The organism is Microbacterium sp. NPDC090014 (assembly GCF_044748285.1).
Taxonomy (GTDB): domain Bacteria; phylum Actinomycetota; class Actinomycetes; order Actinomycetales; family Microbacteriaceae; genus Microbacterium.
Genome location: NZ_JBIVFS010000001.1, coordinates 1,809,380 through 1,835,180, shown reverse-complemented (window position 1 = coordinate 1,835,180; position 25,801 = coordinate 1,809,380). Strand labels below are relative to the sequence as shown.

The window sequence follows — 25,801 nt, the reverse complement described above, 5'->3', positions numbered from 1 at the left end:
GGTCACGGGTAGACGGTGATGCTCTGCTGCGCTCCCGCAGCCGGCCATACCGGCCAGACCGCGAGCGCTCCGGGCGCGCTCATCGTGACGGAGGCATGCACCGGCGCCGAGGTCGACAGCGCATACACCGTGCGCGGCGTCACATCGACCGACGCCGACGAGTGGGCGGGGACAGTGACCTCGACGGGCTCTCCGCCCGATGTCGATGCGACCTGCACCGTCGCATCGGAATCCTCGTCGTTGGCGAGCACGAGGCGCGGCGTCGGCCCGGCAGGAACGGCGACGTACAGGTCATCCTCGAGCTCCGGCGCCGGCGTGACCCAGGCGAAATCGTCCTGCGGCCCGGCGACATCCTGCTGCCGCACCGCGGCGAGCACGGGGTTGTCCGATTCGATGCTCATCGTGTAGTCCCCCGGCGACAGCGCGGAGAGCGACAGCTCGGTGGGCGCGTCGGCGGTGAGCGGAACGGTGAACTCGTCGGCGATCGTGGACGCACCGACCTCTCTGACCGTCACGACGGCCTGGGAATCGACCTCGGGTGACATCAGCCGCAGAACCGCCATGTCTGCGTTGTCGCCCTGGTTCTCGAAGACCTGGATGCCCGGGAGCACCGGCTGACGCTGCGCAGCGGGAACCGCATCCTGCAGGTCGATGCCCGAGGGATCGAGGGTCCGGGTGAGCGACGACTGCAGTACAGCCCGCACGGGCGACCCTGTCGCGGTCACCTTGACGATCGGGAAGTCCGATCCGGCGGCGATCGATGACAGCGCGAGCGCGACCTGAGACTCCGCGGGGACGATCACGGTGCTGGACGCCCGCGCAGACCCGAACACGCCGAGAGAAACAGTGGAGGGCACGACCCCGGGGTTCGTGAGGACGATCAGGTCCTCGGTCCCGGTGGCGACCGTTCCGCCGACGAGCCACGACTCGATGCCCGCAGGACGGCAGGGCGCCGCGGCGAGACCGAACAGGTCCGCCTCCTGCACGCTGACCGACTCCGTGGCGCCGAGCAGCGGCGCCTGGCGTCCCTCGACAGGGCCCACGAGGCGTTGCGCGGATCCGCCGTCGGCAAGGTCCTTCGCAGGCAGGGGACTCGACTCCGGTCGCCCGGACGACCCCTCGGAGGTCAATTGGGGAGACGCCGCCGACACCATCTCGAGCGGGTTGGAAGGATCTCGACCGACAGCGCGAAGGTCACCGTTGCAGACGAGAACGGTGTCACCCGGGAGGGGCGCCACCTGCGCCTGAGCGGGCTCGTGCGCGACAGTCGGCCACGGCGCAGTGATGCCGACGACGACACCGACGACGCACGCTCCTGCGACGACGGCGCCTGTCAGGACTCGAGCGCCGGTCGCCGCCACCCGGAATGCGCGGTTGCGGGTCATCGCCGCTCCTCCTCACCCTGTTCGGTCGACGGATGGGCCTCGACTGCCGCATCCGGCTCGGGCCCGACCGAGGGCGCGGCGTCGGCTGTTGCGGCTGTCTCAGCGACCTCCGGATCGCCGTGCGGTTCTGCGGCGCCGTCGCGGTCCTCGGGGTGCCGAGGCAGCACGAGCGGCTCTTCCGGTGCTCGTCCGACGATGCGCGAGCGGGCGCGGGCTGCTCGCCGCGACGCACGTGTCGGCACGGACAGCAGCAGCGCCGCGAGCACGAGCACGAGCTGGACCGTGATCACGAGGCGCGCTGTCGCCTGCTGAGCGGTCGAGAGCGGAGCCCGTGGCGAGGCGTCGGCCTCGAGCCTGTAGAGCACACCACGGTCGGTCGAGCCGGCCTGGACGAAACCGGCCCGCTGGTCGAGCGATGTCACCGCGGCCGTGCGCAGAGAGCGAGCACGGTCCGACTCCTCACCCGAGACCTGTGCGAGCAGGACGTACGAGATCCCCGTCCGAGCCAGCTCATCAGCCGCATCGAAGTCCCTGGCCGAGAGCAGATCGACCGCGAGCGTCGTGAGGTCGGAGCCGCGCAGCTCCGTCGCTGTCGAGAGGATCGTCGTCTGGGCGCTCAGCGTCTCGCTTCCGCCCCACGCCACCTCGGTCGCCAGGCCGCCGTCGTTCTGCGGGGTGAGCACGAGGGTTCCGATCTGACGGTCGGCACCCGCCTGCGCTGCGACATACGCCGGCAGCGTCGATGCGGGACCGTCTCGGAGCTCCGATTCGTCCGCGTGGACCGCGGCCAGGGCAGGAACAGCGCACACGGCGATCGCAAGACCGGCGACCGCCGCGCTGAGCACCCGGGCCCGTGGCATGGTCACCGCGGTGTCGAGCGTCACGAGGGCGGCTCCGGTGACGCCGATCCACGCGAGGCTGAGACCCGATCCCGGCCAGATGGCGACGGGAGTCCCCTGGGCGAAGGACACGGCGACTCCCACGGCCAAGAACGCGGTGGCCAGGCCGCAGAGCGCGACGAGCAGAAGAGTGATTCCGGCTCGCCAGCGCGGGGCGACCGCTGATGCGAGAGCGAGGAGCGCGAGCGGGGCGAGCAGTACCCCCACCCACGGCGCGAGCTCGAGGCCGAGCCACGTCGCCCACCCGGCCATGTCACCGCTGGGGAACCCGCTGGCCAGCGCGAGCCTGCCTGCGGCATCGGCAGCTGCCTGCGGACCGGCCCAGATCGAGCCGGGATCCGCGAGCACCGCGAGGATGTCTCCGCGGCTCAGCTGCCAGACCACGAGCGGCGCGAAGAGGGCGACGGCGGGAATCGGCACCCAGACCAGGCGGACGGCTCCGCGGATACGAGCGCCCACGAGGGTGATGCCGAGCGCCACGACCCACAGCAGGAGGAGTGCCGGGGCGAGCGAGGGCGCACATGCCGTGACCGCGGCGAAGAGGAGCGACGCTGCACCTGCCGCGCCCCACGAACGATGGGCCACCGCCCCGGCGTGGAAGAGCCAGGGCAGGAGGAGGTGCACCAGCACAGCGGCGGGGCGACCGTCCACGAGCGCGGTGAGGAAGGTGGGAGCGAGCGCCCACACGATTCCGGCGAAGATGCGCAGACCCGCACGATCGGTCACTCGCGTGGCCGCGAACCAGCCGCCGAGCACGGCGAGGGGCAGCGCCAGCACCCAGAGGAGCACGAGGGAGAACGACGGGGCGGCCGGCCAGAGGGAGCCGAGCACAGCGAGCACTCCGGAGAAGGGATCCGCGGGGCCGACGACGTCGACTCCGAGACCGCGCAGCCCCCAGGCGGCGTCATTCCACAGCGCACCCACCGTCGACCGCAGCGGAAGCAGCGCACCGCCACCGAGCACGGGCCACGCGAGGATCGTGGTGAAGGTCGCGATGCTGACGACGAGGGCGCCCAGCACCGCCCAGGCGCCGCCGCCCGAGAAGAACCGGAGCTCACTGACCGCTCCGCCCTCGCTGCCGTGGCCGTCATCCAGCCGACGACGAAGATCGGAGCTGCTCACACGCAGCGGGGCGATGCTCGACCAGCTCGAGGTGCGGAAGGAGCGGATGCGAGAACGAGACCGCGCGATCGCGCCGAAGCGGAACATCGCCGTCACCGCAGCCGCCCACTCGGGCGCGACGGCCTCCGGCCGCTTGCCGATCAGGTCGGCCATGGATCGCCAGAGCGCGAGAGGAAGCAGAGTGAGCCAGTGCAGCGGGACGGAGATCGCCGGGGCATAAGCGAGGCGGCGGTGCAGCTGGGCGAGTCTGGTCGCGAACGCGCGCCTGCCCCGCGCGGTCGGAGGTGTCCCTGGTCCGTCCGGTGACACGGATACGCGCGCCGAGGGCGCGAGCACGACGCGTCCGCCACCGAGGCGGGCACGGACTCCGAGGTCGAGACCCAGGTCGGCTCCCGCGAGCGCCGGATCCGGACGGAGCGCATCGCGGACCTCACCGCGGATCAGCATGCCGCGGATGTCCGCACCGAGCGCGTCGTCGCTGGCATCGTGCTGTCCTTGGTCGAGCTCGCCGCCGGCCAGCTCCACCGAGCGCCCCAGAGTCGTCATGCTGACGCCCAGAGAGACGATCTCGCGGTCGTTGTCGGTCTGCACGAGCTTGGGCGCCACGATCGCCGCCGACGGAGATCGTTCGAGAGTGCCGATCAGGCGCTCGAGCGCTCGCGGGTGCGGAGCGGTGTCCTGTGCGAGCAGCCAGACGGCGCTGCCCTCGAGTATGCGGGGTCGGGCGAGTTCGACGGCATCCGCGAATGAGGTGTTGCCGCGCGCCTGGATGATGCCCTCGACTGTACTCGTCACGGCCTCGCTCTCGCGAGCCGACGCCGCGTCGCCGCACATCACCAGGGTGATGGCGGCTGCGGGCGTCGTCTGGGAGCGCAACGCATCGAGTGTGCGGAGCAGCTGCGCGCGGGCGGAGGAACCGGGGCGCGCGACGATGATTGCGTGAACTCGGGCTGGCATGACGTGGTCAGCCTATGCGTGCGACAGGAATCGGGGGCTGACCCGACCCGGCGTGGCCGCGAAGCTATGAACGCGGACGAATCACTGCCGGGTCAGCTCGCGCGACGCTTGAGCTTGCGGCGCTCGCGCTCGGAGAGCCCGCCCCAGATTCCGAAGCGCTCGTCGTTGTTGAGCGCGTACTCGAGGCACTCGCCGCGGACATCGCAGGACGTGCAGATCCTCTTGGCGTCGCGGGTCGATCCGCCCTTCTCGGGGAAGAAGGCCTCAGGATCAGTCTGCGAGCACAGTGCATCGCTCTGCCATGCGAGAGCATTGTCATCGTCGGTCTCGACCTTGCGAACCCCGGGAACACCGAGGTTGATCGGATCGACGAACCAGTTCTCCGGTACGTCTGAACGGTAACCCGTCATCTCGCTCTCCAACCCCTAAATTCCGCCCCCTCGGCGGGCCGTGCTCAACTAATTACACCCGTGTCATTCCCATCGGTCAAGTCGCGGATCGTAAACCCTCAATCCGGTCTTGAAGGTTCTTGACCTCCGTACGGCGTGTCGCACGTCCGCCCGAGGAGTCAGCGGCCGGAGGTGAGATCGCCGGGCGATGCGACGAACGCCTCGCCCTGGCCGCCGACGGTCAATCGAACCTCGTCGGCGGACGCGAACGCGACGGTGCCGATCGGAACATCGAGCACTGCACCGTCCGCACCGCCCACCCTGACGCGACCGGACGTCGCGAGGACCATCGTCGGTCCGTCCACGTCGATGACGACGTCCTGGCCGTCGAGTTCGACCCTTCTCAGCGAGAAGTCCGCGACGGGCACCGGGTACTCCGTGATCGCACCTTCCGTCGTCGGGCGCAGCACCGGCACCTCGCCGGTCGTCGTGTCGAGGACCGAGAGCAGCTCGGCCACATCGATGCGCTTGGGCGTGAGACCGCCGCGCAGGACGTTGTCGCTCGCCGCCATGATCTCCACCCCGAGACCGGCGATGTAGGCATGCAGGAGCCCGGCCCGCAGGAAGATGCCCTCGCCCCTGCGAAGCACCACGTGGTTCATGAGCAGCGCGACGACCACACCGGGGTCTCCCGGATAGGTCTCCGCGATCGCCGCCACACCTCGGAGCGTCTCGGCCCATTCGCCCGACGCGGAGGCTGCGGCCGCGCTCACCGAGGCGACGACGTCGTCGACCACGGACCGCGCATCGCCGGAAAGCAGCCAGCCGATCGTGTCGCGCAGGACGTCGCCCTCACCGCGGAGACGATCAGCGAGTTCCTCGACCCCGGCGCTCTGCTTCAACTCCCCCAACAGGCCCAGGGTGTCGCCGACGGGGCGCAGCCCGCTCAGGGATTCGAACCGGTCGCTCAGGGCGACGATCAGCTCGGGCTTGTGGTTGTCATCGCGGTAGTTGCGAGTCGGGTCCGTGGCGTCGAGCGTCGATTCCCTCGCCCACCCGGCTCTCGCCTGCTCGACGGTCGGGTGCACCTGGATGGACAGCGGCGATGCGGCCGCGAGGAGCTTGAGCAGGTACGGCAGAGCACCGCCCGTGACGGCGTCCAGCGTCCCGCCGCCCTGCACGTCGGACGGGTCTCCCGGGTGGTCGCCGAACCACACCTCCGCCTCAGGCGCACCCGTGGGGGTGCGGCCTTCCAGGTCGGCCAGGAGCGTCGGGGATCCCCACGCGTAGTCACGGGGTGCATTCGAGAGACTGAGCAGCATGCCACCAGGGTATTGGCAGGGAACCCACGGTGCCACGACCGTCCCATCGGTGACTCGCGACTTCCGCGCGGTAGCCTGAACGCGATGGCGCAATACACGAAGCACCCGGTCGCCGCCCCGCCCGCCGCTCCCGAGCGCGAGTCCACGGGGCACCTTCTGCTGCGCGGGTACATCGGCCTGGTGCTGTTCGCGACCTTCGCGCACTCGGCGGTGTACAACCTCGTGGGCGAGATCGGCGCATTCATCACCCTCGTCGTGTTCCTGATCGCGACGCTCTCCATCGGCGTTCCGATGATCGCCCGTCGCAGACCTGCCGCGTTCGCGTGGCGTCGCCTGCCCTGGGCCGCCGTCGCTTACACCGCGCTGGCCCTGCTCTCGATCGCGTGGTCTCAGTGGCGCGGAGCGACCATCATCACCTGGGTCCTGCTCGCCACCGTCACGGTGAACGCGCTCTTCATCGTCCATGTGCTCACCTGGCACGAGATCGTGCGGGCGCTCGCTTCCGCGTTCAAGTGGATCCTCGGCCTGTCCCTCGCGCTCGAGCTGTGGGTCGCCCTTGTCGTCCACGCTCCGATCCTGCCGAACTTCTTCGTGCGGCCGGACGGCGAGACCGACGCCCACTGGTACTGGGTTCGCGGCAACCTCGTGGACGGCGGCCGGATCCAGGGCATCGTGGGCAATTCGAACGTGCTCGCCATCATCTGCCTGTTCGCGATACTCACCTTCGGCGTGCTGTTCGCCGCGCGCACGCGCTGGCGCACCACTCTCGCGCTCTGGGCCCTCCTCGCGGGATACTTCCTCGTCCGGGCCGGATCCGCGACGGCATACGTGTGCGCCGCCGCTGCCGCCGCAGTCCTGGTCGTCGCCCTGCTGATGCGCCGCGCGAAGTCTCCGGGCGCACGAACACGACTGTATGTGCTGTTCATCGGCGGCGCCGTTGTCATCGGATCCGCCGTCTGGCTCCTGCGTGAACCCCTGTTCGCCCTCATCGGTCGCAGCGCAGACCTCACCGGGCGCTCCGACAAGATCTGGGACAAGGTCCTCGCGCGCGCCGCGGAGCATCCGATCTTCGGCAACGGGTTCTCGAGTCCCTGGGTTCCCTTCGATCCTGCCTTCGCCGGATGGATCGAGGATCACGGCATCACGGTGTTCCACGCGCACAACATGTGGCTCGACGTGCTGATGCAGCTGGGCGTGGTGGGGGTCGTCCTCATGGCTCTCGCCTATCTCAGCCTGCTCTGGCGTTCGTGGTTCTTCGCCATCGACCGCCCGCGCTGGGATCTGAGGTCGGACCGCGACTATTCGGCGATCACTCTGCTTCCGAGTCTCTTCACGGTCGTGCTGCTCGTGCAGGGTCTGACGGAATCGACCCCGATCATGCTCTGGGGCTGGATGCTGCTGGTCCTGCTCTCGTTCAAGATCAAGGTCGTGCCCCTGGTCGGCGTCGGTGAACGCGAGCGTGTGATCGAGCGCGGCGAGCGAAGCCGGCGGGTTCCGTGACGCCCGAACGTCGTCTGAGCGATCTGCTCGGCTCGGCCGAGTTCGCCCGCGCGTACACGATCGCGGTCCTCACAGCGGTCTTCTCGTCGTTCGCGATCGAGCACATCGCCTCATCGGTCACCCTCGCGACGATCATCGCCGTCCTGTGCGTCGTCGGCGCCTGGATCCTGTGGGTGCGCAGAGAGGAGCTGTCGCTGCTGCGGATCGCTCCGTCCTCGCTGCTGGCCTTCCTGGCGTGGGCCGCCGTCAGCATCGTGTGGACGACCGACAAGTCCGACACCGCGTTCGGGTGGATGGAGCTCTTCGGCTTCGCCTTCCTGGCGATCACCGTCGGCCACATCCGCGACACCCTCCAGACCGTCCGCGCCCTGGGCGACTCGCTGAGGTTCCTCCTCCTCGTGTCGCTGGGCCTGGAGATCCTCTCCGGCGTGCTGCTCGACACGCCCTTCCTCTTCCTCGGCATCCAGGGAGACCTGGCCGTCGGCGGACCCGTGCAGGGGATCTTCGGCAGCAGGAACATGCTCGGTTTCGTCACCGTGATCGCACTCATCACTTTCGTGGTGGAGTGGCGGTCGCAGTCGCTGACCGCTCGCATCGCGATCCCCTCGATCGCGCTCGCGGCGCTGCTGGCCTTCTTCTCCTCCTCCCCCACCGTGCTCGTGCTCGCGGCCGCAGTCGGCGTCGTCGCCGTCGCGCTCGCGATCGTCCGTCACACCCCGCCCGAGCGGCGGACCATCGTGCAGTGGGTGCTCGGTGTCCTCGTCGCTCTCGCCCTCGCCGCCGCGTTCGCACTGCGCCATGTGATCATCGCGCTGCTCGATGCCGGCTCGGATTTCTCGATCAGAGCGACCCTGTGGAACACGATCCTCGATTTCGTCGCTCTCAAGCCGGTCGAGGGGTGGGGCTGGTACGGCGCGTGGGCCCGCGGAGAGTTCCCGTTCACGTACATCAACTTCCTGCTCGACGACCACCACCAGAGCGCGCTGAACGCGTACTTCGACGTCCTGCTGCAACTGGGCGCCGCCGGCCTCGTGCTCTTCCTCCTGTTTGGCGGCATCGCCACCGTCCGGTCCTGGCTCGTCGCGAGCGCTCGACGTTCGGTGGTCTACGCCTGGACCCCGCTCATGCTCGTCACACTCGCCGTCGAGTCGATGTTCGAGAGCTTCACGATCGTCGGCGCGGGCTGGTTCATGCTCGTGCTCTGTGCGCTGCGGGCCGGCCAGACGAGGTCGTGGCGGGAGAACATCGACGCCGCGCACACCGGGGCGATCCCGACGCTGCGTCCCGAACGCTGACCTCCGCGCCGCGCCCTCGGCGGATTCCGAACTGCTCCGGGTAGGGTGGATCTGCTCGCGGCGCCCTGCGGGCCCCGAGCCTCCGGAGATTTCACCTCGTGACTCACGCCCCCTTCGACCCGGCCTCCGCGACGATCGTCATCGTCACGTACAACCGGTCTCACCTCCTGACCGGCCTCCTCGAGAGCATCACGGCGATGGACCCGAAGCCGGGCCATGTCGTGATCATCGACAACGCCTCGTCCGACGACACCACCGAGGTCGTCGACTCCTTCCGTCCTCGGCTCGGCACCGAGATCGTCTACCGACGCCTCGAGACGAACACCGGTGGGTCGGGCGGCTTCAGCGAAGGCATGCGCACGGCGTACGAGCTGGGTTCTCAGTGGATCTGGATGATGGACGACGACGTCGAGGTCGTGACCGACGGCCTGGCGAAGATGGGCAAATGGGCCCCACGGTTCAAGAGCATCCAGGGCCGCCGGTACGACTACGACGGCAGCGAGTTCTACTGGCAGTACCGGATCGCCGAGCGCATGGGCATCCCGATCCCGTTCGCGCCGTCCGGGTTCGATGCGTCGGGCTACAAGGAGATGAACAGCGGATGCTTCGAAGGCATGTTCATCCATCGGTCCATCGTGAAGCAGATCGGTCTGCCCGACCACCGCTTCTTCATCTACTGGGATGACCAGATGTACGGGTGGCTCGCCTCGCGCAAGACCACTGCGGTGATCGTCGACGAGTTCGTCCTGCGACGCACTCGCGAGATCAAGCAGTGGGACATGGGCATCCGCCACATGAATGCCTCGAGCAACGCCTACCGGTTCTACATCATGCGCAACCGGGCGTACATCAAGCAGTACTACCGCGTTCACCGCAACTACAACCCCGTGCTGTTCGGCCTCGGGACGTCGATGACGTTCGCGAAGGAGCTCATCCGGCTCCTGTTCGTCGAGCGCACGGTGCGAGGGACGAGCAATCTGTTCCGGGGACTCAAGGAGGGCGGCAAGCTCGGCCGCGATCGCTCCTGGACGCCCATGCCCGCTCTGGAGGACTGACCGCATGACCGACGAACCGCAGCCGGAACTCCGCTGGGCGCCACTGGAGCCGAAGCCGAGCAATCGTGGTCGTGTCTGGCTCATCGTCGGGCTCGTCGTCGCCGTGCTCGTCATCGTGGGCGTGCTGCTGTTCTTCCTCCTCCCGCGGGGCGAGACCCCGACTCCGGGAGCCAGCGGCTCGCCCTCCCCCTCCGCGTCGGCATCGACATCCCCGTCCCCGTCAGCGTCAGCGTCGCCGACGCAGACCGAGACCCCTCAGCCGACGGCGGAGCCCGCGCCGACGATGACACCGATCACGACCCCGCCCCCCGTCGCGGACCCCTCGGTCGACGCCTTCCGCGGACAGGTTCAGGGCTGGCTCGATGATGCGCTGACGGGACTGCAGATCGTCAGCGAGTCCAGTGGGCAGGACGCGACCGAGGTCATCGAGAGCCTCCAGGCCGACGCGCAGCGGCTCGGCGAGAGCGCTCCGCCCTCATCCATCGAATCCGCCTGGGGCAGCGCGCTGAGCGAGTACGACCAGGCGCTCAGCTCGCTGCACGCCGACGCGGCCGCAGGGATGCAGGCGAGCGTCGACGGCGCACGCTCGGCTGCGAATCAGCTTCGAGGCCTCGTCGGGCTCTGACCCCGCGGCGGCGGCCCGATCCGTTCGGCTCAGTCGCCGTCGGACTCGAGGCGGCGCAGGCGCTCCTCGTAGTGCGCCGCGAGTTCGAGGCGCAGTCGCGCGCGCTCGTGCTCCGACTGGGCGCGGCTGAGCGCCTCGTCGGCTTCCAGATCAGCCACATCGAGGCGCACGCGCAGCCACTCGAACCGCTGCTCGAGCGCGGCGACCTGAGGAGCGATGCGATCGAACTCGGATCTGATGTAAGAGAAGTCGGCCTGGGTTCCCGCGAGGCGTGCCTCGTAGTCGCGCTGCGCGTGTTCGACCTGCTCGAGAGCACGCCCCATGCGGGCGTCCACTCTCGCGTCTACACGGCGTTCGACGACGGCGTCGAGTCTGCGACGGAGTCGGTTCAGCATTCAGTCCTCAATCATTCGGGTGATTGTCGATGGTCTGTGGGATTCAGCGGTGATACGTGACGCGGCCGGAGTCGATCCAGTCCCGCACGAGCGCCGACTCCAGGTCGATCCGGTGCTCTGCTCCGACCGCCGAGGGGTCTCCGTAGGCGTGGTTCCATGATGTCTGATCCGGCGCGTCGACGAAGGAGAATCCGGCCGCATCGACCGTGGCGTCCGGGAACAGGCGGGTGGCGATCCAGAGCATCACCGTCCCCGTCGTCGCCCACTGGCCACCGCTGCGCGGATCGGCTCCCATCGCCTCGCCGAGTGGCAGCACCACCTCGCGGTTCGGCATCGTCACGATTCCGAGATCCGCGGGCCAGAAGGCCGGGAGCTTCGGGTTCTCCCAGAGCAGGCGCCCGGGTTCGATCATCAGGTAGAGGCGCTCGGAGTAGCCCTCGAAGAACCAGGGCGTCGGACGCACACCACGATTGAACACGACGACGTCGGCGCGCCGACCCACCGACGGCATGCCGTCGACGTCGTCGACACGGAAGCCGTTGACTCGGAACACGATGTCAGCCGTGTCGAGCATCGCGGCGCGCTCGTCGGACGGCTCGAGCGGCTGATTTCCGACGACGGCGATCCGACGAGCGGTATCCGCTCGCCCGTATGCCGTGACGAGCGGACGGAGTCGGTCGTAGAAGTCGACCTCTCCGGCAATCGCCCTGTCATCACCGACAAGATCCGTCACACGCCCCATGAGACCTCAGCTTAGGGCACCGCGGCGGCTGTCCCATCGGCGGGGCGGCGAGTCACGGAGAGGACGCGTCTAGAGTTGTCGGCGTGACTTCTTCGCAGACCATCCCGCTCTCCACGGCGAGCATCGGCACCGGCTCCCCCGTGTTCACGATCGCTGAGATGTCGGGAAACCACAACGGCGACATCGATCGGGCGCTCGCGATCGTCGACGCGGTCGCCGCCACCGGCGCCGACGCTCTCAAGATCCAGACTTACACCGCCGACACGCTCACGATCGACTCCGACAAGCCCGCCTTCCGGGTCGCGAGCGACCACGGGCTCTGGGGCGGCAGGAACCTCTATTCCCTCTACCAGGAGGCTCACACGCCGTGGGAGTGGCATGCGCCGATCTTCGATCGCGCGCGCAGCCATGGACTGATCCCCTTCTCGACGCCCTTCGATCCGAGCTCGGTCTCGTTCCTCGAAGAGCTGGGGGTCGAGATCTACAAGACGGCATCCGCTGAGATCGTCGATATCCCGCTCCTCCGGGAGGTCGCCCGCACCGGTAAGCCGATGATCGTGTCGACCGGCATGGCGACGCTCTCGGAGATCGATGCGGCGGTCACCGCCATCCGCGGTGCCGGAGGCACCCAGCTCGTGCTGCTGGCCTGCACAGCGGCCTACCCCGCGGTTCCCGAAGAGGCGCGACTCGGCAACATCGCGGCGCTCCGAGACGCCTTCGACGTGCCGGTGGGGCTCTCGGACCACACGCTCGGGATCGGGGTCGCGGTCGCCGCTGCGGCCCTCGGCGCGGTCGTGATCGAGAAGCACGTCACGCTCGACCGAACGGACGGCGGCGTCGACGCGGACTTCTCTCTCACACCCGACGAGTTCAGCGCTCTCGTCGTGGCCTCCGAACAGGCGCGCGTCGCATCCGCGAGCGGTGTGTCCTTCGGACCGACCGCTCAGGAAGAAGCGGTGCTCGCCCTTCGCCGTTCGCTGTTCGTCGTCACCGACGTCCGAGCGGGCGACACCGTGGGACCCGAGAACGTGCGGTCGATCCGCCCCGCCGGCGGACTCCGCCCCGATGACTTCGCCCTGGTGAGCGGACGCACGTTCACGCGAGACGTCGAACGCGGCACCCCGCTGACCTGGGATGCGCTCTAGACCGCGAGTCCTACGAGAGCCGCCACCGGGCGAGGGTGAGGAAGCCGGCATCGTCGGCGGGCAGGTACGGCAGATAGCCGGCGCGCTCGAACAATCGTCGTGATGCGACGTTGTCGCCGTGCACAGTGGCCACCATGCGCACCGGCGGCTGTTCGGCGAGGGCTCGCTCCGCGGCCTGGAGCACCGATGCCGCCAGCCCGCGGCCACGGCTCTCGGGTGCGACCGTGATCGAGATCTCCCACTCGTCGGCCGACCGTCGGTCCCATCGGCAGGTGGCGACCGGCACCCCGTCGGACTCGACGATCAGGAGTCGCCGGTCCGGGTTCCGCAGGCTGCGCGCGAGCCAATCGGTGTGCGATCTCCAGTCGATCTCGCCGCGTGAGCGCGAGCCGGAGCGGACCTCCGGGTCGTTGCGCCACTCGAACAGTCTCCGCCCGTCGTCGACGTTCGCCGCACGGGCGACGAGTCCGGAGGGAGGCTCGACGGAAGGGCGGGTCGTCAGCAGCTGTTCCCAGGACGCCACGATCCGCCAGCTCCCGAGTCCGTCGACGGTCCGCTTCAGCTCGGCGGCCGTCCGGGCGAGCGATGCCGGAGAAGCCAGGAGATCGGCGAGCGCGCCGATCCTCTCCTCGAGTCCGTGATGGGGCGGCTCCCCGAGGCCCACCGCGAGCCCCTGTTCGACGACCTGACGGTAGCCGACCCGCTGGTTGTCCGCCACGCAGACGAGCGCCATGGGAAGACCCATGCACGCGAAGTCCCAGACCGAGGTGCCGGCAGCCGTCACGGCCAGGTCGTGGGACGCGGCGATCGCGGGGAGGTCCTCGACGAAGCCGAGGACCTGGACGGCATGACGCGAGGACCCCGCCGCGGACAGCACGTCGGGACGCCGCCGGGGGTCGATCACCGTGATCTCCACCGGAGAAGGAACGCGATCGAACGCGGCGACGACGCGCGCGGTCACGCCGTGAGGGTCCGTGCCGCCCATCACGATCAGCACGCGAGGCGCTGCCGCCGCCGTCCTCCGGGCGTCGCGCTGAGCGAGCACCTGAGCGCGTACGACAGCCGCGTCGATGCCGGCCAGATGACTCCGGCTGCGTTCAGGACTCGCGAAGGTGCGCTCGGACGCCAGATTGGCATCGATGGCCAGATCGGCGTCGCGCACACCGAACGGACCATCCTGCATGTTGCTGAGCAGCACTGCGAGGGACGAGAGATCGGGGACTTCGCGATAGGTGTCCAGATGGATCACGTCGGCGTCCCGCCCGAGCTCCGCGAAGTCGCCGAGGCTCGCCGCGGCGCCGTCCACGGTGAGCAGCTCGAGTTCCGGATCCATCCGGCGCAGGACCTCCGCACCGACCGCATCCACATCGCCGAACACCGACGCCGCCCACCCCCGGTCCCGCGCCTCGCGGGCGATGGTGAGAGTGCGCATGAGGTGCCCCATGCCCGCCTCGACACCGGCATTGCAGTGCAGGAGGACCCGTCGCCCGCTCATCACACGTCCCTCTCCTCGGGGGCGCGGCTGCGCCCACCCGATAGGATAGGCCGGGCATGGAACAACCCGAGCATCCGTGCCATCACGACAACGCTGAGGAGACAGAGTGTCGGTTCTCGAGGGCGCGAGCATCCTCATCACTGGCGGCACCGGGTCGTTCGGCAAGGCGTTCATACGTCACGCCCTGACCCACATCAATCCCCGGCGTCTCGTCATCTTCTCGCGCGACGAACTCAAGCAGTACGAGGTGCGGCAGCAGTTCGGCGACGACCCTCGACTCCGGTGGTTCATCGGCGACATCCGCGACGAGAGGCGACTCGCTCGCGCGCTGCACGGCGTCGACTACGTCGTTCACGCCGCTGCCCTCAAGCAGGTGGACACGGCCGAGTACAACCCGTTCGAGTTCGTGAAGACGAACATCCTCGGCAGCCAGAACGTGATCGAGGCGTCGATCGACGCCGGTGTGAAGCGCGTCGTCGCGCTGTCGACGGACAAGGCCTCGAGTCCGATCAACCTCTACGGTGCGACCAAGCTCACGGCCGACAAGCTCTTCATCACCGGCAATCACTACGCAGCCGCGTACGACACGCGGTTCGCGGTGGTCCGCTACGGCAACGTCATGGGATCCCGCGGCTCGGTCATCCCCTTCTTCTCCCGCCTGGGTGCCGAGGGAAAGCCGCTTCCCATCACTGATCTTCGATGCACGCGGTTCTTCATCACACTCCCCCAGGCGGTCGAGATGGTGATCGACACGTTCGAGCTCATGCAGGGCGGCGAGCTCCTCGTTCCGCGGATCCCGTCGATGAAGGTCACCGATCTCGCCCACGCCGTCGTGCCGGGAGCGGAACTCGTCGATGTGGGCCTGCGCCCGGGCGAGAAGCTCCACGAGGAGATGATCAGCCCGGAAGAGGGCCGTCGCGCCGTCACGGTCAGCGATGGGAAGTACTTCATCATCCAGCCCGACCTCGCGTCCTGGGGCTATCAGATGCCCGCCGGAGCCGTGCCCGTGCCGGATGGCTTCGCGTACCGGTCGGACAGCAACGATCAGTGGTACTCGCAGCAGGAGATCTCCGAGATCATCGAGGCGGGGATCTGACGATGCTGCCCTACGGACGGCAGTCGATCTCCGAGGAGGACATCCAGGCCGTCGTCGAGGTGCTCCGTGGCGACTGGCTCACGACCGGCCCGGCAGTGGCCGCGTTCGAAGCGCGACTCGGCGAGATCGCCGGCGGGCACCGGGCGGTCACCGCGACCTCGGGCACGGCGGCGCTGCACATGGCGTACGCGGCTGCGGGGGTCACGCACGGAGACACCGTGATCTCGACTCCGATGACCTTCATCGCCACGACCTCGATGGCGTCGGTCCTCGGGGCCGACATCGTCTTCGCAGACGTCGAGGAGGACACAGCGCTCATCGACCCGGACGCGGTCGACGCCCTCGTCGATGAACGCACCAAGGTGATCGCCGCCGTGGACTATGCGGGACACCCCGCCGACTACGACAGACTGACAGAGATCGCGGCGCGTGTGGACGCGCTCGTCCTCGACGACGCCGCCCATTCGATCGGCAGCACGTACCGGGGTCGGCCGGTCGGCGATCTCGCGGACCTGACGACGTTCTCGTTCTTCCCGACGAAGAACCTCACGACCGGCGAGGGCGGTGCGCTCGTCGCCAAGGATCCGAAGATCGCCCAGCGCGCCCATGAGTTCCACTTCATCGGGCTGGTGCGGGATGCCGATCGCTTCGCGATGACGACGGAAGGCGCGTGGCATCAGGAAGTCCACGAGTTCGGGTTCAACTATCGCCTCGACGACATCGCCTGTGCACTCGGGATCGCCCAGCTGGCGCGGCTCGACTCGTTCAGGCGGCGACGCGCGGAGATCACGCGGCGCTACGACGCGGCTCTCGCAGGCGTCGACGGGGTCCGTACTCCGATCCAGCGTGACGACGTCGAGCTGATCCGGCATCTCTATCCGGTGCGCATCCTCGACGGACGCCGTCGGACGGTCTTCGACCGGATGCGCGCGGACGGCATCGGGGTGCAGGTCAACTACATGCCCGTGTACTGGCACCCCGTGTACGCGGACGCCGGTTATCGCCGCGGAATGTGCCCGAACGCGGAGGCCTTCTACGCCGAGGAGCTCTCGCTCCCCATCCACCCCGAGCTCACCGACGACCAGGTCGACCAGGTCGTCGAGTCGCTCCTCAGGGCTCTGCGTTGACGCGGATCGGGATCATCACGCAGGCGCGGATGACCAGCACCCGTCTTCCGGGGAAGGTGCTGATCCCGGCCGGCGGCCGCTCCATGCTCGACCACCACCTCGACAGGCTCGCCGCCGCCGATCTGCCGATCGTGCTCGCCACCACCACGAACGCCGCAGACGACCCTCTCGCGGCCCTGGGGCACGCACGCGGCATCGACGTGTTCCGCGGCAGCGAGACCGATGTGCTGAGTCGGTTCTCGGGGGCGGCTTCCTCCGCCGAGTTGGATGTCGTCGTCCGAGTGACGTCGGACTGCCCGCTGATCGATCCCGCCGTGGTCCTCGAAGGCGTCCGTCGATTCATCGCGCTGGACGATCCTCATGCTCATGTCTCCAACGTCCTCCAGCGCACGTACCCGCGAGGCTTCGACTTCGAGGTGTTCTCCGCGGCCGCTCTCGCCGACGCCGACCGGAACGCCACCGAGCCTGCGGAGCGCGAGCACGTCACCCCTTATCTCTACGCGGGCGGGTCACCGCGGGCGAACATCCACTCGATCACGCAGGACGTCGATGCCTCGCACTATCGGGTGACGCTGGACACTCCGGAGGACCTGACGGTCATCCGCAGGCTGATCGAGGAGCACGGTGCCGCGTCGCTGGACGCGACCGGGATCGTGGCGGTGCTCGACGCGCATCCCGACCTGGCCGCGGTCAACGCGCACGTCGAACAGAAGAAGCTCGGCGAATGACCGGGAGATCGCCGGCGAATCCCGCTCAGCCGCGGTTGTAGTCGGCGTTGTACCGGTCGAGGACGTCGGTGATCGGCCCGTCCAGGGCGAGCGTGCCCTTGTCGAGATACAGACCTCGGGTGCAGAAGCGACGGAGGTCCCGCTCGTTGTGGCTGACGAAGAAGAGCGTGCGCCCTTCGGCGAGGAGCTCGTCGATGCGCTTGTAGCACTTGTCTTTGAACGCCTTGTCTCCAACGGCGAGAACCTCGTCAACGAGCAGGATCGGCTCGTCGAGCTGGGACACGACCGAGAACGCCAGGCGCACCTTCATGCCGTTGGACAGGTGCTTGTAGGGAGTGTCCTCGAATCCCGCCAGCTCGGCGAAGGCGATCATGTCGTCGTAGCGCAGCGCGACAGCGTCGCGCGGCATTCCGTGCAGACCCGCCATCAAGGCGACATTCTCCCGCACGGTCAGATCTCCCACGAAGCCGCCCGTGATCTCGATCAGCGGGGCGACTCCACCGTGCACGGTCACCGCCCCTTCGTCGGGGAGCAGCACGTTCGCGACGAGACGGAGCAGCGTGGACTTGCCCTGGCCGTTGCGCCCGACGACGCCGATCGACTCCCCCTGCTGCACCGTGAACGAGACGTCACGCAGTGCCCAGAACTCACCCGAGCGCGACCGCCGCGCCGCAGGGGCGAACAGGTCTTTGAAGTTCTGGCGCCCACGGCGATTGCGGCGGAACCGAACGCCCAGCCCGTTGGCCTCGATCGCGACGGTCATCCCAGCTCCTTCAGAACGGTGCGCTCGAAGGACCGGAAGGTCCATACGCCGAGCGCCAGAATGACGAGGGTCATGCCCACGCTGACCAGCAGAGTGAAGGGGTTCCACTGGTCGGGGAAGAACGGCATCCGATAGAGCATGAAGATCCCGGCGAGAGGATTGAATGCACCGAGCGTCTGGAAGATGCCGGGGAGGTCGGTGACGTTGTAGATGATCGGAGTCGCATAGAACATGGCGCGCAGAACCAACGCGGTCGTGCGCTCCAGGTCGACGAAGAGGACGCAGAGCGGGGCGACCAGAAGCCCCAGGCCCACGAGCAGGACGGTCTGCAGGAAGATCGCGACCGGCACCCAGAGGACTCCCCAGCCCACCTGCACCGTGTGCGCCGGATCCTGCTCGACCAGCAGGTTGATGATCACGAAGGCAGCGAGCACAGGCAGCGAGAAGAGGAACTCGATTCCCTTGCTCAACACGATGCGGTTGACCCAGATCGAGCGCGGGATCGCGGTGGATCGTACGAGCCGCGCATCCTTCTTGAACGCGCGCGTGAAGTCCGTGACCGACGTGTTGAACCACACCCAGGGCAGCAGAGCGCTGATGAGGAACACGATGTACGGGTCCTCGCCGACGTCGCGGTTGAAGATCTGCGTGAAGACGAACCAGTAGATCACGCTCATGACGAGCGGATCGAGCACCGACCACAGATAGCCGAGCAGGCTCGTCGAGTACCGCACCTTGAGGTCTCTGGCCGACAACAACCACAGAGAATGCAGATAGCGCCGGGGCGTCCCGGGCGCCCCGACAGCAGCGTGACTCACGGTGTCGAGTCTACGAGAGCGAGTTGTTCCACAGCGACAGCGCCGAGCCGATGGCCATGTGCATGTCGAGGTACTGGTACGTGCCGAGGCGTCCGCCGAAGTGCACGTCCTTCTCGCCCCTCGTGAGCTCGCGATAGGCGAGCAGGCCGTCACGGTCCGTCGGGGTGTTCACCGGGTAGTACGGCTCGTCCTCGCGGTTCGCGAAGCGAGAGAACTCCCGCATGATGACCGTCTTGTCCGACTCGTAGACGTCCTTACGCTCCGGGTGGAAATGCTTGAACTCGTGGATGCGCGTGTACGGCACGTCCATGTCGGGGTAGTTCATCACGCTGGTGCCCTGGAAGTCGCCGATGTTCAGCACCTCCTGCTCGAAGTCGAGCGTGCGCCAGCTGAGGGCACCCGCCGTGTAGTCGAAGTAGCGGTCCACGGGGCCCGTGTAGACGATGGGCAGCTGTCCGACCGTCGCCTTCTTGTTCAGGGGCTGAGCCTCATCGAAGAAGTCGACGTTCAGCTTCACCTCGATGTTGGGGTGATCGGCCATCCGCTCGATCCACGCGGTGTAGCCGTCCGTCGGCAGCCCCTCCCACGTGTCGTTGAAGTAGCGGTTGTCGTAGGTGTATCGCACAGGCAGGCGGCTGATGATGTCGCCGGACAGCTTCTGCGGATCCGTCTGCCACTGCTTCGCGGTGTAGTCGCGGAAGAACGCCTCGAACAGGGGGCGGCCGACGAGCGCGATGCCCTTCTCCTCGAAGTTGGACGCCGTCTTGACGTCGAACTCCCCCGCCTGCTCGCGCACGAGGGCCCGTGCCTGGTCGGGCGTGTAGGCCGACTGGAAGAACTGGTTGATCGTGCCGAGGTTGACCGGCATCGGGAACACGGTGCCCTTGTGCGTCGTGTACACGCGGTGCACGTAGTTCGTGAAGCTCGTGAAACGGTTGACATACTCCCACACCGTGGCGTTGGAGGTGTGGAACAGATGCGCGCCGTAGCGGTGGACCTCGATGCCCGTCTCGGGCTCGGCCTCGCTGTAGGCGTTCCCGCCGATGTGGTGGCGACGATCGATGACCGTCACCTTGCGGCCTGCATCGGCGGCGCGTTCTGCGATGGTGAGGCCGAAGAAGCCCGACCCGACGACAAGAAGATCCATGTTGCTGCTTTCTGCCCACAAGGCTGACATCCGCACGGCGTCGCGCGGCACACAGCAGACAACTCTACCTGCAGCGCACTCGGCGCTGCCTGTCAGCCCGCCTCGGTGCCGACACGCCCTCCGACGTCCAGCATCTGCTGGAGCATCGGGGCGAGCGTGCGCCCATACGAGTCGGAGAGGTGATTGTCGTCGATGTAGACGGCGACGTTGCCGATCGAGCCCCTGCACACGCCCTCAGGACACAGCCAGGGTCGGAAGTCCACCGCGATCACCCCGTCAGCCGCCGTGAGATCGTCGAAATCCTCTCCGTCGACGAAGGCGAGTTCGGGCACGTCGCACGATGCGGCGTCGGCACCCGGAACGACCTCCGAATCCTCCGACACGCACTCGTACATGTCGAAATCGAAGCGAGGATTGTCGCGCACGGCGATCACCTGGATGCCGTTCGCCGTGAGCTCCTCCGCGATCTCGCGGATCCCCTCGACGAGAACCTCGGGAGACGAGGGCGTCGCCCGGGTCGCGACCAGGTAGACCGCATCCGGCTGGACCCTCATCGCATACTCGATCGCCGCGGCGCGCCACTCGTCGCAGGGTGTACCCGCCGCCGACCAGGTCGGAGCTCCGATGCCGATGGCGCACCCTCCCTTCAGCAGGGCAACGAGGCCCCATCCCTGCTGATCGGCGAGAACGGCGAGAGGCGACATGAGCTGCTGTGCGTGCGAATCCCCCATCACGAGCACTCGCCAGGCGTCGGAGTCCTCCGCTGCCGCGGTCTGGGCGCAGCTGCCTGCCAGCGCAGGCTCCACAGGTTCGAGGTCTCCCGCGCAGCTGCCGTTCAGGTCCACCCACTCGTCATCGAGCGCCGTGGCCGGCGGCATCAGCGGGAGGTCGGTGACGGCGAGATCGATCGGCGAGTCGATCTGGGCGGCACCCGGATACCCGCCGCTGTCGCTGTCCATCAGCGCCGCCGCACGATGCTGGATCGTGAGCTGCCAGGCGGCGAGGGGTGCGGCGACCAGCAGGACCGAGGCCGCGAGTGCGAGGACGCCGAGACGACGGGAGCCATCGAAGAACGCGGCGTCGCGGATCGGGCGCTCCACGAGCGTCGACACGATCCGCGCCAGCACGAACGAGACCAGGACGATACCGGCGCCGGCCAGCCATCCCGGCTCGGACCTGCCGCTCACCATCATCCAGGTCACGAGGACCGGCCAGTGGACGAGGTAGAGCGCGTACGCGTCATGGGAGACGAATCGCAGCGGCGCCGACTCGAGGATCATCGCGGGGCCGCCACGCGGGCGGTCGCGCCCGGCGACGATGACGAGCGCCGTGCAGATCACCGGCCACAGAGCGAGATACCCGGGGAATCCGCCCTGCACGTCGAGCACGATTCCGCACATGACGATGCCGACGATCCCGACCCAACCGAGGAGTGCGGCGATCGACGGTCGGACGCGGACATGCGGGAGAGCGATCGCGACGAGCGAGCCGGCCGCGAACTCCCACAGTCGCGTGCGGGTGTCGAAATAGGCGAAGGACTGGGCGCGCATCGTCTCGACGACCGAGAATGCGAGCGAGGCGACGAAGATCGTCCCGAAGACGACGGCGAGTGCGGGGATGACGAGGTGGCGCCGACGACGGAGGATCAGCCAGACCGCGGCGATGATGAGCGGCCACAGGATGAAGACCTGTCCTTGGACCGACAGCGACCAGAAGTGCTGGAACGGACTCGGGGTCACGGAGTCGCGAGCGTAGTAGTCGACCTCCGACAGGGCCAGCGTCCAGTTCTCGACGTAGAAGAGACTCGACCAGGCCTCACGCCAGACGCGCGGCCACTCGGTCTGCGGATACGCCGCGAACGCGACGCCGAGGACGCCGACGATCGTCACGGCCGCGGCGGGCAGCAGCCGCTGGAAGCGGCGCAACCAGAAGGACGCGAGCGCGAGCGGACGCTCCGACCCGACTCGTCGCACGAACGACGCGGTGAGGAAGAAGGCGGAGACCATCAGGAACACGTCGACGCCGCCCGAGACGCGCCCCAGCCACACGTGGTACGCCACGACCAGCAGGATGGCGAGCGCGCGCAGACCGTCGATGTCCGCGCGGCGGGTGAGCGGATCCCCGGCGACAGGCGCGGTCGGAGGAAGCGGTGTCGGGTGCGTCGTTTTCATGAGGGGCGGCGTATCGGCGAGGGGTGTCGCCGCAGTCGTCTCGGGTCGACCGTCTGCCTCTGCCAGCCTATCCGCCCGTTGCGAGCAGTCGCTCGGCCGCCGCGTCGATCTCGGTTCCCAGCAGTCTGGCGTATTCGAGATTGAGATGATCCGCGTCGTAGTAGACGGGGATGCCGCCGACCACGGCGTAGCACGATGTCGCGTCGCAGAATCGGTCGGTCAGATCCAGCACGCTGATCGACGGTGACTCTGCCTGAGCGCCCGCCACGACCACCGGGTCGACCGGGTGTGCCTCGGCTCGAGGGCGCGCGCAGGACTTCGGGTCCTCGGCATTGTGCAGCACGCAGTCGGGGCTTCTGACCTCAGCGTTGAACGGAGGATCCGCCAGCGCGAGCACCTTGATCCCCTCCTCGCTCCACCGCGTCCAGTAATCGAGCAGTCCGTCCGACATCTGATCGACCTGCGGCCGGTCGCTGCCGTCGTCCACCAGCTGGAGCCGCGACGCCATCGCGGTGATGACGAGGTCCGGATCCTCTTCGGCGACGGTGTCGGCGAGGTCGCTCGACCACTCGCGGCACCTCTCGACGTCGGCGGCACCCCACGCGCTGCGGAACCCGATGAACTCGACGTCGGCTGCGGGACACCCGCCGTAGAAACTCGTGTCGACGATCCAGCCGTGCTCCTCTGCGATGTCGAACACAGCTCCCTGCCACTGCTGCGCATGGGAGTCCCCGATGAGCCACACCCTCGTCGGATCCTCTTCGCCTCGCGAGAAATCGCACTCGTGGGTGGTCTTGAGGTCCCCATACGTGAGAATCGGCAGGAACTCGCCGCACTCCGCAGGCGTGTAGAAGTACTCGTTCTTCTTGGTCATCACCGAATAGTCCGCAGCCCCGAAAGGGTCGTCGCACTCGGCCCCCGGTGCGAGCGCCGAAGGCCCTTCGCACGTCGACGCGGCGAGGTCGTCCGGTGGGCTGTCCGCCTCGACCCTCGCCGCATATGCGGCAAGGACCGCCGCCACGAGCGCCGCGATGACGAGCATCCCCGTGACCATGAGCCCGAACGCGCGGCGCGAGGAGCCGCGCCAATATCCCCAGGTCTGTCCGGCGTCTTCGACGAACCTCTTCGTGAGCACGGCCAACACCAGCGAGATGGCCAGAACCGCGATCTTCGAGAGAGTGCTCGCTTCGCCACCGATGACGAACGGGGCGACGACGATGAGCGGCCAGTGCCAGAGATAGAGCGAGTACGAGATTCCGCCGATCCACTGCACAGGTCTCAGTGCGGTCACCTTCGCATGCCAGAGAGCGGCGTGCGAGTTTCCGGCGAGGATCACCGCTGCGGTGCCGAGAACCGGCAGCAGTGCGGCGTACCCGGGGAAAGAAGTCGCATGATCATAGGCGAAGGCGGCGACGACGATGAGGCCGAACCCGAGCAGGCTGACGATGTCGGCCGCGGCGAGTCCGAGCGGGATTCGACTGCCGAGCAGCGCGACCGCCCCGCCGATCGCGAATTCCCACCCGCGCGTGAACGTCGCGAAGTACGCCTGAGGCGGAGCCATGGTCGTGTAGACGACGCTGGCGACGAAGGAGGCGACCCCCACCAGCGCGACGACCGCGATCAGCGCCGTGGCCGTCCGCGCTCTCACTCCGCGTCGCGTGTCCGGTCGTCCGGTGCGCCGCGACACGGCCAGCGCGGCCACCAGCAGCACGGGCCAGACGATGTAGAACTGCTCTTCGACCGAGAGCGACCAATAGTGCTGGACCACGCTCGCCGCATCATTGAGCGCCGAGTAGTTGACCGACATCGATGCCAGGAACCAGTTCTCGACGTACCCCGCGCTCGCTGCGACCTCCCAGGCGCCCCGCTCCCAGCGAGGGTAGGGAAGGAACAGCACGAGAAGCACGAGCGACACCGCGAGGACGAGCAGCGCCGCCGGAAGCAGGCGCCGGATCCGTCGGGCGTAGAACGCACCGAGGCGCACTCCCCCGGTCCGTGTCATCTCGCCCACCAGGTGCCCCGTGATGAGGAAGCCGGAGATCACGAAGAACACATCGACTCCGACGTAGCCGCCGGGCAGGCGCATCGGCCAGAGGTGATTGAGCACCACCAGGCCGATGGCCACGGCGCGAAGTGCTTGGATGTCGGTTCGGAACACCCGCGCCTTCGGCGCCGCGGTCGGAGCGTCTGCGCTCCGCAACGACACGCTCACGACCCGAGATACTCCCTGAGGAGCTCGTCTCCCACGCGAGGGGTGAAGCCGATGCTCTGCACCCGGGTCAGGTCGAGGACGCTGTTCGTGGGGCGCGGGGCGACGGGCGACGTCGCCGCGGCGAAGTACGCGTCAGTCGACACACCCGTGACCCGCGCCGGATCCTCGCCGACGAGTTCGAACACACGGCGGGCGATGTCGGCCCAGGTGACGCTCTCGCCCTCGGACGTCAGGTTGTAGACGCCGAACGGCGGGCGGGTCTCGACGAGGGTGCGGATGAGGCGCGCGATCTCTTCAGCGAACGTGAGTCTCCCCCGCTGGTCGTCGACGACCTTCGGGTCGACTCCCTTCGCGGCCAGCGACGCCATGGTGCGCACGAAGTTCCCACCACTCCCGATCACCCACGAGGTGCGGACGATGTAGTGACGAGGGGCTGTGGAGACGGCGAGATCGCCCGCCGCCTTCGACTGGCCGTAGACGCCGAGTGGACACACGACGTCGTCCTCCGTGTACGGTCGCTCGGCGGTTCCGTCGAAGACGTAGTCACTCGACACATGCACGAGGGTGATGCCGTGCTCCGCAGCGATGCGAGCGAGAGCTGCCGGTCCGGCGGCGTTGACCGCCCACGCATCCCGCCTGCCCTCGGGCGTCTCCGCACGATCCACGGCCGTGTACGCGGCGGCGTTGATGATCGTGTCGTAGTCGCGCCACCGTCGCGCGTCGGTCAGAGTCGTCGATCCGAGATCGAAATCCGCTCGCGTCGTCCATTCGACGCTGCCGACGCCTTCGAACTCGGCTCGCAGCGCGGTTCCCAGCTGCCCGCCCGAGCCGATGACGAGGGTCTTCTTCGGGGCGACCGGCTCGACATCCGCGAGACGCGGGTGTGCGAGGTCCTTCGCAGACACCTCGGCCTCGGCGAGCGGGATGGGCCACTCGATCGCGACGGTCTCGTCAGCGAGATTCAGGAACGAGTACGAGGCGTCCGGCGACCAGTGATCGTTCACGAGGTAGGTGTACGCGGTGTCAGGCTCGAGGGTCTGGTAGGAGTTGCCGACGCCGCGAGGCACGAAGATCGCCTTCGAGGGATCCAGCTCCGCCGTGAAGACCGCTCCGAATGTCGGGCCTTCTCGCAGGTCGACCCAGGCCCCGAAGATCCGACCGGTCGCGATCGACACCCACTTGTCCCACGGCTCGGCGTGGATCCCTCGGGTCGTGCCGACGGCGTCGTTGAAGGAGACGTTGTTCTGCACCGGACCGAAATCGGCGAGGCCCAGTGCGGTCATCTTCTCGCGCTGCCAGTTCTCCTTGAACCATCCGCGCGAGTCGCCGTGCACGGGCAGATCGAAGATCTCGAGCCCGGGAATCGTCGTCTCGGTGCGACTCAGAGGCTTTCCGAAGTCGATCTCGCTCACC

21 protein-coding genes are annotated in these 25,801 nt (G+C 68.1%); 8 read left to right on the top strand and 13 right to left on the bottom strand.

Annotated features, from left to right (window positions below; translation table 11 throughout):
• Window positions 1–2: 2 nt before the first annotated feature.
• The 4 genes from ACIPV5_RS08625 to manA all read right to left on the bottom strand — a co-directional run bounded on the left by ACIPV5_RS08625 (window position 3) and on the right by manA (window position 6,074).
• Window positions 3–1,385: a DUF5719 family protein gene (locus ACIPV5_RS08625; RefSeq protein ID WP_400340753.1), complete on the bottom strand. Its 1,383-nt coding sequence runs from the start codon at window positions 1,383–1,385 to the stop codon at window positions 3–5.
• Window positions 1,382–4,363, bottom strand: a complete 2,982-nt coding sequence (locus tag ACIPV5_RS08620; protein WP_400340751.1) for a glycosyltransferase — start codon at window positions 4,361–4,363, stop codon at window positions 1,382–1,384. Before ACIPV5_RS08620 ends, ACIPV5_RS08625 begins: the two co-directional genes overlap by 4 nt.
• 92 nt (window positions 4,364–4,455) lie before the next feature.
• Window positions 4,456–4,773, bottom strand: a complete 318-nt coding sequence (locus ACIPV5_RS08615) for a WhiB family transcriptional regulator (protein WP_072591048.1) — start codon at window positions 4,771–4,773, stop codon at window positions 4,456–4,458.
• Between the two features lie 158 nt (window positions 4,774–4,931).
• A complete protein-coding gene (gene manA / locus ACIPV5_RS08610; protein WP_400340750.1) occupies window positions 4,932–6,074 on the bottom strand; it encodes a mannose-6-phosphate isomerase, class I in 1,143 nt (380 codons plus the stop codon).
• A gap of 84 nt (window positions 6,075–6,158) precedes the next feature.
• On the opposite strand from manA, the gene ACIPV5_RS08605 reads away from it, so the two are divergent.
• The 4 genes from ACIPV5_RS08605 to ACIPV5_RS08590 all read left to right on the top strand — a co-directional run bounded on the left by ACIPV5_RS08605 (window position 6,159) and on the right by ACIPV5_RS08590 (window position 10,549).
• Window positions 6,159–7,574, top strand: coding sequence for an O-antigen ligase family protein (locus tag ACIPV5_RS08605; RefSeq protein ID WP_400340749.1), 1,416 nt, complete (start codon window positions 6,159–6,161; stop codon window positions 7,572–7,574).
• A complete protein-coding gene (locus tag ACIPV5_RS08600; RefSeq protein ID WP_295105888.1) occupies window positions 7,571–8,869 on the top strand; it encodes an O-antigen ligase family protein in 1,299 nt (432 codons plus the stop codon). Before ACIPV5_RS08605 ends, ACIPV5_RS08600 begins: the two co-directional genes overlap by 4 nt.
• A gap of 98 nt (window positions 8,870–8,967) precedes the next feature.
• Window positions 8,968–9,924, top strand: coding sequence for a glycosyltransferase family 2 protein (locus ACIPV5_RS08595; RefSeq protein WP_400340747.1), 957 nt, complete (start codon window positions 8,968–8,970; stop codon window positions 9,922–9,924).
• 4 nt (window positions 9,925–9,928) lie between these two features.
• Window positions 9,929–10,549 (top strand): hypothetical protein, encoded by a 621-nt coding sequence (locus ACIPV5_RS08590; protein ID WP_400340745.1) that lies wholly within the window; start codon window positions 9,929–9,931, stop codon window positions 10,547–10,549.
• 29 nt (window positions 10,550–10,578) lie between these two features.
• Here the strand turns inward: ACIPV5_RS08590 and ACIPV5_RS08585 are convergent, their stop codons facing one another.
• Window positions 10,579–10,944 (bottom strand): hypothetical protein, encoded by a 366-nt coding sequence (locus tag ACIPV5_RS08585; protein WP_053095645.1) that lies wholly within the window; start codon window positions 10,942–10,944, stop codon window positions 10,579–10,581.
• Window positions 10,945–10,987: 43 nt separating this feature from the next.
• Window positions 10,988–11,677 (bottom strand): hypothetical protein, encoded by a 690-nt coding sequence (locus ACIPV5_RS08580; protein WP_400340743.1) that lies wholly within the window; start codon window positions 11,675–11,677, stop codon window positions 10,988–10,990.
• Between the two features lie 92 nt (window positions 11,678–11,769).
• Between ACIPV5_RS08580 and pseI the strand changes: the two genes are divergently transcribed.
• Complete coding sequence (gene pseI / locus ACIPV5_RS08575) at window positions 11,770–12,831, top strand: pseudaminic acid synthase (RefSeq protein ID WP_072591045.1); 1,062 nt, start codon at window positions 11,770–11,772, stop codon at window positions 12,829–12,831.
• Window positions 12,832–12,841: 10 nt separating this feature from the next.
• Here the strand turns inward: pseI and ACIPV5_RS08570 are convergent, their stop codons facing one another.
• Complete coding sequence (locus ACIPV5_RS08570; protein WP_400340741.1) at window positions 12,842–14,326, bottom strand: GNAT family N-acetyltransferase; 1,485 nt, start codon at window positions 14,324–14,326, stop codon at window positions 12,842–12,844.
• Between the two features lie 106 nt (window positions 14,327–14,432).
• On the opposite strand from ACIPV5_RS08570, the gene pseB reads away from it, so the two are divergent.
• The 3 genes from pseB to ACIPV5_RS08555 are packed head-to-tail and all read left to right on the top strand — an operon-like array spanning window position 14,433 to window position 17,277.
• Window positions 14,433–15,422: a UDP-N-acetylglucosamine 4,6-dehydratase (inverting) gene (gene pseB / locus ACIPV5_RS08565; protein ID WP_400340740.1), complete on the top strand. Its 990-nt coding sequence runs from the start codon at window positions 14,433–14,435 to the stop codon at window positions 15,420–15,422.
• Between the two features lie 2 nt (window positions 15,423–15,424).
• Window positions 15,425–16,549 (top strand): DegT/DnrJ/EryC1/StrS aminotransferase family protein, encoded by a 1,125-nt coding sequence (locus ACIPV5_RS08560; protein ID WP_056278194.1) that lies wholly within the window; start codon window positions 15,425–15,427, stop codon window positions 16,547–16,549.
• Window positions 16,435–17,277: a cytidylyltransferase domain-containing protein gene (locus ACIPV5_RS08555; RefSeq protein WP_400340738.1), complete on the top strand. Its 843-nt coding sequence runs from the start codon at window positions 16,435–16,437 to the stop codon at window positions 17,275–17,277. Before ACIPV5_RS08560 ends, ACIPV5_RS08555 begins: the two co-directional genes overlap by 115 nt.
• 25 nt (window positions 17,278–17,302) lie before the next feature.
• On the opposite strand, the gene ACIPV5_RS08550 is transcribed toward ACIPV5_RS08555, so the two are convergent.
• The 6 genes from ACIPV5_RS08550 to rfbD form a co-directional block, all read right to left on the bottom strand.
• Window positions 17,303–18,040 carry an ABC transporter ATP-binding protein gene (locus ACIPV5_RS08550; protein ID WP_053095640.1) on the bottom strand — a complete coding sequence of 246 codons (738 nt, stop codon included), beginning with the start codon at window positions 18,038–18,040 and terminating at the stop codon, window positions 17,303–17,305.
• The gene (locus ACIPV5_RS08545; RefSeq protein ID WP_400340736.1) at window positions 18,037–18,858 is read right to left on the bottom strand and encodes an ABC transporter permease; all 822 of its coding nucleotides are present in this window, start codon (window positions 18,856–18,858) and stop codon (window positions 18,037–18,039) included. Before ACIPV5_RS08545 ends, ACIPV5_RS08550 begins: the two co-directional genes overlap by 4 nt.
• Before the next feature lie 10 nt (window positions 18,859–18,868).
• Complete coding sequence (gene glf / locus ACIPV5_RS08540) at window positions 18,869–20,005, bottom strand: UDP-galactopyranose mutase (protein ID WP_072591042.1); 1,137 nt, start codon at window positions 20,003–20,005, stop codon at window positions 18,869–18,871.
• A 92-nt stretch (window positions 20,006–20,097) separates the two neighbouring features.
• Entirely contained in the window at window positions 20,098–22,176 is a 2,079-nt protein-coding gene (locus tag ACIPV5_RS08535; protein ID WP_400340734.1) for an acyltransferase family protein, read from the bottom strand.
• Window positions 22,177–22,243: 67 nt separating this feature from the next.
• A complete protein-coding gene (locus ACIPV5_RS08530; protein WP_400340732.1) occupies window positions 22,244–24,388 on the bottom strand; it encodes an acyltransferase family protein in 2,145 nt (714 codons plus the stop codon).
• Window positions 24,385–25,800, bottom strand: coding sequence for a dTDP-4-dehydrorhamnose reductase (gene rfbD, locus ACIPV5_RS08525; protein WP_400340731.1), 1,416 nt, complete (start codon window positions 25,798–25,800; stop codon window positions 24,385–24,387). Before rfbD ends, ACIPV5_RS08530 begins: the two co-directional genes overlap by 4 nt.
• Window position 25,801 lies beyond the last annotated feature (1 nt).